Origin of the sequence: Rhizobium sp. PDO1-076 (genome assembly GCF_000247475.1) — a bacterium.
Classification (GTDB): Bacteria; Pseudomonadota; Alphaproteobacteria; order Rhizobiales; family Rhizobiaceae; genus Allorhizobium.
This window is the reverse complement of record NZ_AHZC01000265.1, coordinates 1-1,571: the sequence shown is the minus strand read 5'-3', so window position 1 is coordinate 1,571 and position 1,571 is coordinate 1. Positions and strand designations below refer to the sequence as shown.

1 protein-coding gene is annotated in these 1,571 nt (G+C 55.9%); it reads right to left on the bottom strand.

Going from position 1 to position 1,571, the window contains the following annotated elements; translation table 11 throughout:
• On the bottom strand, positions 1–1,571 hold a 1,571-nt coding region (locus tag PDO_RS14590), incomplete at its 5' end, for an FHIPEP family type III secretion protein (RefSeq protein WP_007603115.1).

Here is a 1,571-nt window from a genome sequence, read left to right as displayed (position 1 = left end):
TCAGTAGTCTTCTTCCCGGGTCCGGCCATGCCCAACGGAAAGCCTAATCCGTTCCAGTGGCTGAATGTTGACGTCGGGCATCAGTTCCTGGAACGACAGAACCGGAAGATCGGGAAAGTCACGCTCGACGATCTTGCGTACAAACCGGCGGATATCCATGGGCGCGACGATTACAGGTGTCGCAGCATGCCGGCCAATATCTCCGAGCGTGGCCTTCATTGAGGCAATCAACTGGCGATGTGTATCGGGAGACAAAGCCAGGTAGGTCGCACCACTCGTCTGTCGCACTGCGCCGCGCACCTCGTCTTCAACCTCCTTTGACAGCAAATAGGCCGGGATGACGTTCTGGCCGCCCGAAAACTTGTAAGTGATATAACGCCCGAGCGCACCGCGAACATGCTCGGTCAGCATAATGGGATCCTTCTCCCTTTGCCCCCACTCCACCAGCGACTGCAGGATCGTGCGCATGTTGCGAACAGCGATTTCCTCCCCCACTAGTCTTTGCAAGACACTCGCAATGATGGTGATCGGTAGCACGCGCGTGACTTCACGCACAAGTTCGCGGAATTCGGTCTCCATCTTGTCCATCAAGAACATTGTTTCCTGAATGCCAACAAACTCAGAGGCGTGGTTCTTCAACACATGGGCCAAGTGGTAGGTTAGCATGGATGACACAGTCATAATCTGAATTCCAGCACGCTCTGCCGTTGCCAAGTGCTTCATCGCCACCCAGTGGCTCGGCGTGCTCGGCAGAAAGCTTTCACCGACCTCAAATGGAATGCCGAACATCTCGAGATTGGCTTCGCTCTCGCGCGCAATGAAATAACCTGGCCGTGCGTGCCCAGCGGCAACCGGAATCTCGTTGATCATGATCCGGTACTCGCCCTTTCTGAGATTGTCATTCAGTCTCAGATTGATGCCCGGGAAAGGAACGCCAAGGTCGAAATAGAGTGCGCGACGAACCCTTGCTACCTCACTGTCCAACCTCTGAGGTCGGATAGCAGCGCGCAAGGCAGGCGAAATGTCCACGATCAGCGGAATCGTATGCTGGAATGTTACTGGCTGGACCTTCTCGACGTCGCCTGATGCGTCCTCTTCCTCGGGAAAGGCCGGGACGACACCGTTGGACGCCATGGCTGGCGCAAAACTTGGCATGCCAATCGAAGCCTCAGACGAGCCGCCGTTTTTGCGTCCGCGCATTATCAAGAGGCCGCCAATACCGCAGATAAGCGACAGCGGAACGAAGACGCCCACAGGGAAGCCAGGGATCGCAGCGAAACCAAGCATGATGCCCGAGGCAATGATCAGTGCCTTCGGCTCCTTGACAAGTTGGAAAGCAATATCGGCACCTAGGTCTGTGCCTTCGTCGGAGGAAACACGGGTAACAATAAAGCCTGCAGTGATCGAGATGAACAATGCCGGTATCTGCGCGACAAGACCTTCGCCGAACGTTAGCGTAGCGTAGACATCCAGGGCCTCGGCAGCACCCATGCCCCGTTGGCTCATTCCGATCACTACCCCGCCGATAATGTTGACAGCGATGATGATCAAACCGGCGATTGCATCACCTT